The organism is Algoriphagus sp. SE2 (assembly GCF_039563885.1).
GTDB lineage: Bacteria > Bacteroidota > Bacteroidia > Cytophagales > Cyclobacteriaceae > Algoriphagus.
Window position 1 is genome coordinate 64,790 of record NZ_JBCLWJ010000019.1, and the last position, 6,541, is coordinate 71,330.

Here is a 6,541-nt window from a genome sequence, read left to right on the forward strand (position 1 = left end):
CATTAAAATACATGGAAGTTGCCCTCTTTATCCCTTGCTACATCGACCAGTTTTACCCAAATGTGGCTAAAGCGACTTTAGAGTTGCTTGAAAAATTGGGGTGTAAAGTTAGCTATCCCATGGACCAAACTTGCTGTGGGCAACCTATGGCAAATTCAGGATTTGAAAGGGATACAGAAGGCACTACACGTCAATTCATTGAAACTTTCAAGTCTTATGATTTTATAGTAGCTCCTTCAGGGAGTTGCGTTTTACATATTAAAGAACATCAACCGGAAATTGATGATTTGGAACCTTTCCAAAAAGAAGTCCAATCGAAGATTTACGAACTAAGTGAGTTTCTTACGGATATTTTAAAAGTAGGTACAGTAAAAGGATCCTTTCCACATAAAATCGGATTCCATTCTTCCTGTCATGGACAAAGAGGATTGAGGCTAAGCTCCTCCTCGGAATTAAATGAAGCTCCTTTTAGCAAAGCCAAAGACTTATTTGCAGGGATAAAAGATTTGGAATTAGTCGAACTTTCCAGAAAAGATGAGTGCTGTGGATTTGGGGGCACATTTGCAGTTTCAGAAGAAGCACTTTCTATCCAGATGGGAAAAGACAGATTAGCAGACCACTTAGAACACAATGTAGAAATCATTTGTGGTGGAGATACATCTTGTCTTATGCATTTGCAGGGGATCGCTGAAAAATCTCACAAACCTGTTAAATTTATGCATTTGGCAGAAATCCTAAATCAAGCTATCTCATGAGCCATCCAAGTCAAGCAGCAAATTTTCTGAAAGACGAGAAAAGGGCCCATTGGCATGATGAAACCCTTTGGTTTGTCCGTGAAAAAAGGGATATCTCCAGTAAAGGTATTCCAGAATGGGAAGAACTCCGAAAACTTGCATCAGGTATTAAGGATCATGTGTTGACTAAACTTGATTATTATCTGGAGGAACTGGAAAAGAAAGCCACTGAAAACGGGATCAAGGTTCATTGGGCTCAGAATGCCGAGGAACATAATAAAATTGTTTTGAGCATTTTAGAAGAAAAAAAATGTAAAGCAATTGTAAAAAGTAAATCCATCCTCACTGAAGAGTGCCACCTAAACCCCTTTCTGGAAAAGCATGGAGTGGAAGTAGTAGATACAGATTTAGGGGAGCGGATTGTTCAGTTTTTAAATCAACCGCCAAGTCATATAGTACTTCCGGCCATTCATTTAAAGAAGGGGGATATCTCTGAAATTTTCCATGAGAAATTGAATACGGAAAAAGGAAATGAAGACCCCACTTACTTGACAAACGCAGCAAGGATTCACCTTCGGGATAAATTCATGAAAGCCAAAGTGGCGATAACAGGTGTCAATTTTGCAATTCCCGAAACCGGTGAATTTGTAGTTTGTACCAATGAAGGAAATGCCGACATGGGAGTTCATTTGGCTGATGTGCATATTGCCTGCATGGGCATCGAAAAGATCATTCCTAAAAGAGAACACTTGGGAGTATTTCTGAGGCTACTAGCAAGATCAGCCACCGGACAATCCATCACGAATTATAATTCCCACTTCAGAAGTCCCGCACCTGGAAAGGAAATTCATTTGATTTTGGTAGACAATGGTAGAACAAAACAGCTGGGTCGAGAAAAATTTAAAAACTCACTAAAATGTATCCGATGCGGAGCCTGCATGAATACTTGTCCTATCTATAGAAGGAGTGGAGGATATAGTTATGGTAGCACGGTTCCCGGTCCCATTGGCTCAATTCTATCTCCTGGAATTGATGTAAAAAAATATAGTACTCTTCCATTTGCATCCACACTTTGCGGAAGCTGTTCTGATGTTTGCCCCGTAAAGATCAATATCCACGAACAACTTTATGAATGGCGTCAGGAAATCACAAAAGCGCAAGGCTGGTCTGCAAAAGGAATGTCCATGAAACTTGCAAACGGAATATTTAAAAGCCCTTTGGCATATAAGGTTTCTGGAAAAATCCTTAGAGCGACTTTAAAGACCTTGCCTAACAGTATTATTTATAATCCACTCAATGTCTGGGGTAAGGGAAGGACTGTACCGGAAGTCCCAAAAGAATCATTTAAAGAATGGTATCAAAAAAATAGATCATGAGCAGCAAAAACCTGATCCTTTCCAAAATCAAAAATCTGGCTCAGAAAGAAAAACCTATACCAGAAATTCCGAATTTTGAAACTCCTGAGGATTTACCTGAAACCTTTGTCAAGTCAGTTGAGCTAAATAAAAGCGCTGTAATTTCAAGTATGGAGTTAAAGGATTTGGTAAACTCAGGTGCCTATCCTAAAGTATATTCAGGTTCAAAATTAATCGAGGACCTTAAAACTTTTCCACTTCCAGAGAATCCAAAGGACCTGAATGATTTGGATTTAGCAATCATAGACGGTCAATTTGGTGTAGCAGAAAATGCAGCAATCTGGCTGGAGGATGAAAACCTTGGGCTTAGAGCAGTTCCCTTTATTACCCAACATCTAGTTATCGTTTTGGAAAAGTCAAAAATCTTAGGAAATATGCATGAGGCTTATGTAAAGATTGGTTCTCAATTTTCAGGTTTTGGAATATTCATAGCAGGTCCCTCAAAAACAGCTGATATAGAACAATCATTGGTGATTGGCGCACATGGTGCAAAGAGTCTTAAGGTTGTATTGGTTTAAAATCAAAAAAAATCTCAGCGGTTTTTAATACGCTGAGATTTTGGTTTTATTTTGTTGAATGAAGCGCAATTCTATTGCCTTCAGAATCAAGAAAGACTCCCATAAATCCGATATCCGGAGCAATCATTCTTTTTGGAATTTGAATAGTACCTCCCGCTTCTTTTACTCTTTTCAGTTCCACATCACAATCCTCAGAAGAAAAATAAATCAAGGCTCCTGCAAAATCACTAGTGGCATAAAAATCCTTATGATAAACCAGACTTCCTTCTGCGCCTTGACCAGAATGATCCCCAGGAAACCAAGCCATCTGGAAATCCCCCATGACCTGTTTATTTAATTTGCAATCAAATACTTTTTCATAAAAGGCGATGGCCCGATCCATATCTGAAACTGGAATCTCAAACCATCCTACAGTTACTCTTTTCATAACAAACCGGTTTAAATTTTCAAAACCACTTATACTCTTGTCAACTTGATGGGATAAGTCTTACCTGCATTCCACTGGCAGACATAAATATTCTCATCTTGATCAATACATACATCATGGCAATGTTTGAAGATCGGCTGTGATTGAACCATCAGCTGAAGTTCTCCATTACGATATTCCGGTGGAGTTCCTCCTGGATTAGAAACTACCTTATTATTCTTATCTAAGATTGTGACAAAACCAGAATCAGGTGTCTGCTCCAAATACCTCAACCTAGACCAGCATACTCCAGCATATAGATTCTCTCCATGAATCACAGGTCGGCAAACAAATGCTCCAGGTAGAAAAAGTGTTTCAATATATTCTCCATCCAAACTGAATCGTTTGAAGGAGTTATGACCCCTTGAAGTGCAAAGTAAAGTAGGTGTTTTCCCCCCTCTTTGATCTACCGTAATCCCATGTGCGGTGCTAAATTGGGCATCCCCAGAACCCGGACCTCCAAATTTCCTTTTAAAGGTTCCATCTTTATCATATTGAAGGAAATACTGAGAGCCATATCCATCAGCGATATATAGATCCCCATTTGGCCCAATCGTTGTTTCTGTGGGAACCCATGCCATCTTTTCTGTATAGATTTCCTCCTTTGCTGGTGTAACTATTTCACTAACCACAACTCCATCAAGCGTAGTTTTCAAAACTCTACCTCCATTATCACAGATCCAGAGATACTCTGCATCTCCTTCATCAATTAATGTAAGCCCATGTGCTCTGTCCAATCCTAAAGTCCATGTTTTAAGGAGCTTCCCCGATTGATCATAGATAATCACATTATTTTTTGCCTCATCTGTAAGCATGATCATCCGACCCTTTCGATCCATGACCATTTCATGACAGTTCGCCACTGGCACTTTTTGGGGATCTAACATCCCCCATCTAACATCTACCTTATATTGAAAATCACCGTGTCCGATAATTTCATCTGTATTAAATCCGAAAGAAAATGATGGTGCTATACTCATGGCTAATCCTGCTAGGGAGGTTTGTTTGACAAAGTCTCTTCGACTTGTTTTCATAGTTTCAGGTTATTGATGTATTGAAGGTATTCAGCTTTAAAAGCCAAACAATATTCGTAATTTACGAGAAACAAAACATTAAACCCAGATGAAAAAGCAGTTTTACCTCCTAGTTCTAATAATTTTTGGAGTCTTCCCACTCTCCCCTTTATTCTCTCAAGAAATAGCCTTACAGCTTTACTCACTTCGCAATGAAATGAAAGAAGATCCTGTAAAATACCATGAACTAATTTCTGAATGGGGAATCAAGAATTTAGAAGGAGGAGGAAATTATGGAATGTCAGATTTTGAATATGAAAAACTATTGGCAGACAATGATTTACAATTTGTTGGAGTTGGTGCGGATTATAGTGAACTGACAAAATCTTTAAAACCAATTATTGATAATGCAAAAAAACATGGGGCAAAATATGTGACCTGTTATTGGATTCCTCATGCTGAAGGACCAATTTCATTGGATGAAATAAAAATAGCCACTGCCCTTTTTAACCAAACAGGAAAAGAATTAAAAGAAGCAGGTTTGGAGTTTTTATACCATCCCCACGGCTACGAATTTGCAAAAGATGGGAAGGGAGTTGTATTCGATTACATGTTGGAAAATGCAAAAGATTTTGGCTTCAATATGGATGTCTATTGGGTAAAAATGGGCGGGGGAGATCCTTTGAAAATCATGAAAAAAAATAAAGGCAAGTTTCCCATGCTTCATTTAAAAGATAGGAGAATTGGTACTCCAGATTCGAAAGATGGGCATGGGGATGTAGAAACAAACGTGGTCCTAGGAACAGGTGATGTGGGAATAGCGGCAATAATCAAAGAGGCCAAAAAGCAAGGAACTAAATATTTGACAATCGAAGATGAAAGTTCCAGATCTGTGAGCCAAATTCCTTTAAGTATCGCCTTTATTAAAAAGGAATTAGAAAAGTAATTTTGAATTCAATAGGATTAGCTATCCATTTAAATCAAGTAACTTGCTGACTTTATCAACCCAATATATTCAAATGAACAAAAAATCCATTTTAACTGCCTTGGCATTTTCAATTTGCCTTGTACTCACCACACAATCTTTTGCTCAGCTTCAAGCACCTGCACCTAGTCCTGCAGCTTCAGTTTCTGCCAATGTAGGATTTACTAAAATCAGTATCGATTATTCTTCTCCTGCAGTGAAGGGGAGAAAAGTATTCGGAGATCTTGAAAAGTATGGCGTCACCTGGAGAGCAGGAGCAAACGGCCCAACAATTATTGAATTCAGTACACCTGTCAGTGTAGGAGGAAAGAACCTTGCCGCGGGCAAATACTCTTTATTTATCACTCCAATGGAATCTGGAGATTGGACAGTTCACCTGAACGCAAAGGGTAAAGCTGTATTTGATTTCATGGCTGATGGAAAGATTGATGAAGCAGCATTAGCAAAAGACGATGCAGTATCCTTCAAAGTAAAAACAATGACTACTCCTATGGCACATGAAAGATTGATGTATATGATTTCAGCTGAGGACAACAAAGTGGCAAGCATACATTTCGTTTGGGACAAAACCATGTTTGCTTTTCCTGTAGACACTCAAGTCGATCAAAAAATGGAAGGTTTTAAAGCTGTATTTTAAAAACCTTTTTTCACCAAACATGAAAGCGCAGGATTAATTCTGCGCTTTTTTTGTTTCCATTTGTTCTCATACACCCACCAGTACAGGATGCAACATAAATAATATTAAGTAACTATATATCTCTATTCCCCTGTAACCCAAAAAGCACCCAATTGAAATTTTAGCTTGATAAAACCTTATTTTCTGGCTAAACTTCGGTTAGATGAACCTAGCAAAAATGAGAACAAATAATTCTTTTTTGCCAATGTTAGTATTGGCAGTTGGACTTTTAGCTTTTAGCTGTACCCCGGACCGAGTACTTGAAATAGAAAAAGACAGTCATATCATGATGGTTGGCAATAATCTCGGATCCAGAATGATGAATTTCGGTTATTTTGAAACCGAGGTGTATGAGAGATTTCCTGACAAACAGCTGATTATAAGAAATATGTGTGACCCTGGAGATACACCAGGTTTTCGCCCCAGATCAAGTACTAACGACCCTTGGGCTTTCCCAGGGGCAGAAGAATTTCAAGACGAATATGCCACACCATCAGGAAGTATCGGTTTTTTTGAAAAGCCTGACGAATGGTTAACACGCTTGAAAGCGGATGTAGTAATCGGGTTTTTTGGTTTTAACGAGAGCTTTCAAGGGAAGGCAGGACTTGAAAATTACAAAGCTGAATTGGATGCTTTTATAAGACATACACTTGCGCAAAAATATAATGATAGCATTGCCCCTCAACTAGCTTTAGTATCTCCAATAGCTTTTGAAGATTTATCAGACCAATTGG

At 38.6% G+C, this 6,541-nt stretch carries 7 protein-coding genes and 1 pseudogene; 6 read left to right on the forward strand and 2 right to left on the reverse strand.

The window, feature by feature from the left end; genetic code table 11:
- Positions 1-11: 11 nt before the first annotated feature.
- The 3 genes from AAGF08_RS18070 to AAGF08_RS18080 are packed head-to-tail and all read left to right on the forward strand — an operon-like array spanning position 12 to position 2,667.
- Positions 12-755, forward strand: a complete 744-nt coding sequence (locus AAGF08_RS18070) for a (Fe-S)-binding protein (protein ID WP_343512775.1) — start codon at positions 12-14, stop codon at positions 753-755.
- Positions 752-2,110, forward strand: coding sequence for a lactate utilization protein B (locus AAGF08_RS18075; protein ID WP_343512776.1), 1,359 nt, complete (start codon positions 752-754; stop codon positions 2,108-2,110). Before AAGF08_RS18070 ends, AAGF08_RS18075 begins: the two co-directional genes overlap by 4 nt.
- Complete coding sequence (locus tag AAGF08_RS18080; protein WP_343512777.1) at positions 2,107-2,667, forward strand: LUD domain-containing protein; 561 nt, start codon at positions 2,107-2,109, stop codon at positions 2,665-2,667. The genes AAGF08_RS18075 and AAGF08_RS18080 overlap by 4 nt, the downstream gene beginning before the upstream one ends.
- Before the next feature lie 46 nt (positions 2,668-2,713).
- On the opposite strand, the gene AAGF08_RS18085 is transcribed toward AAGF08_RS18080, so the two are convergent.
- Positions 2,714-3,094 (reverse strand): VOC family protein, encoded by a 381-nt coding sequence (locus tag AAGF08_RS18085; RefSeq protein ID WP_343512778.1) that lies wholly within the window; start codon positions 3,092-3,094, stop codon positions 2,714-2,716.
- 29 nt (positions 3,095-3,123) lie between these two features.
- Positions 3,124-4,167: a 6-bladed beta-propeller gene (locus tag AAGF08_RS18090; protein WP_343512779.1), complete on the reverse strand. Its 1,044-nt coding sequence runs from the start codon at positions 4,165-4,167 to the stop codon at positions 3,124-3,126.
- Positions 4,168-4,255: 88 nt separating this feature from the next.
- Between AAGF08_RS18090 and AAGF08_RS18095 the strand changes: the two genes are divergently transcribed.
- The 3 genes and pseudogenes from AAGF08_RS18095 to AAGF08_RS18105 all read left to right on the forward strand — a co-directional run.
- Entirely contained in the window at positions 4,256-5,092 is an 837-nt protein-coding gene (locus tag AAGF08_RS18095) for a sugar phosphate isomerase/epimerase (RefSeq protein WP_343512781.1), read from the forward strand.
- 73 nt (positions 5,093-5,165) lie between these two features.
- Positions 5,166-5,768: a DUF2911 domain-containing protein gene (locus AAGF08_RS18100; RefSeq protein WP_343512782.1), complete on the forward strand. Its 603-nt coding sequence runs from the start codon at positions 5,166-5,168 to the stop codon at positions 5,766-5,768.
- Between the two features lie 244 nt (positions 5,769-6,012).
- Positions 6,013-6,541 (forward strand): annotated as a pseudogene (locus tag AAGF08_RS18105) (dehydrogenase); the annotation flags it as partial.